The sequence below is a fragment of the Paenibacillus sp. E194 genome, assembly GCF_000935845.1.
GTDB classification, from domain to species: Bacteria; Bacillota; Bacilli; order Paenibacillales; family Paenibacillaceae; genus Paenibacillus_B; species Paenibacillus_B alvei_B.
In genome coordinates, this window is sequence record NZ_JMDX01000492.1 from 1 (window position 1) to 1,346 (window position 1,346).

The following is a 1,346-nucleotide window of genomic DNA, read 5'->3' on the forward strand; positions in this document are numbered from 1 at the left end:
GGTAGCGTCAATATTTTTGTGTAAATGAAAATATCCTTCTCTTGTAGAAGACTGTATTAGTCTCTAATGCTGAACATAGCTTGGAGTTCAGCACGTGCTCGGTCAAAGCCAGTATGGCATCGAGTAGCAAACCGCTGGTTGTAGCTCTCGAACTGCGATACCAGAAACTTCTCTAGTGACTCTTCATGTGGAAATTGCTCTTTTCGCTTTGTATACTTCTTAATTTGTTTGTTAAACGACTCAATGAGATTGGTTGAATAGATGCTTTTCCAAATTGGCTTTGGAAAGCTATAAAACGTAAAGATGTATGGGTTCTCTCGCAAAGATTTAATTACTTTGGGATAAACAGCTTCCCACTTATCACAAAAAGTCTCTAGAGCAGCTTTCCCAGACTGCTCGTCTTCTGCTCGATATACTGCTTTGAAGTCGTCACAGATGCTTGCTCGATCAGACACACGTACTTTATGAGCAATATTACGTGCTACATGTACGCAGCATGATTGGTATTTTGCCTTTGGATATACTTGCTCAATTGCTGTCACGATGCCCTTTAATCCGTCGGAGATGAACAACAAGACTTCTTCTACACCACGCTCCTTCACGTCCACTAACAGCTCATTCCATATATAGGCCGATTCGGTTGGAGCAATGGTATACGTTAATACTTCCTTAGAACCATCTTCACGAATACCGACTGCAATATACACGGCCTCTTTGGAGACCGTTTCACGTCTAACTGCAATATAGGTAGCGTCGATGTAGACGCAAACATACCGCTTGGCTAATGCACGTTTTGCAAAGAATTCGACTTGCTGGGCCATTGCCTTTGTCATATTGGATACCGTCTGAGGGGTGTAGTGATGACCATACATTTTCTCGATAAGATCAGCGATTTCCGTCATCGTTACGCCCTTTTGGAACATGTGGATGACAAACGATTCGAGCGTGTCGTTGGAACGTTTATAGGGAGCCACGGTCTGCTGCTTAAACTCTCCATTACGGTCTCGTGGGATCTGAAGCCGCAGGTCTCCATATTCGGTATGAAGTGTACGTATGTATCCGCCGTTACGAGAGTTTCCAGAATTCACTCCATTACGGTCATATTTTTCATAGTCCAAGAAGGCGGTTAATTCCGTTTCTAACAAGCGATTCATAGCTGCCTCAAGATGACTGCGAAAAACTTCAGTCACATCCTGTTTTGTGACTAGAGCTTGAACCAAATCTGATGTAAAATGATTCATAGGGAAGACCTCTTTTCTATGGATTGTAGTGTGGTAGCTCAATTCTACAAGAAAAGGTCTTCCTTTTTGCTATTTATCTATTTACACAAGATATTTTACGCTCTC

At 42.3% G+C, this 1,346-nt stretch carries 1 protein-coding gene; it reads right to left on the minus strand.

Annotation, left to right across the window (positions count from 1 at the left end):
- Positions 1-56 precede the first annotated feature (56 nt).
- Positions 57-1,241 (minus strand): IS256 family transposase, encoded by a 1,185-nt coding sequence (locus AZ66_RS29150; RefSeq protein WP_044358139.1) that lies wholly within the window; start codon positions 1,239-1,241, stop codon positions 57-59.
- Positions 1,242-1,346: the final 105 nt, after the last annotated feature.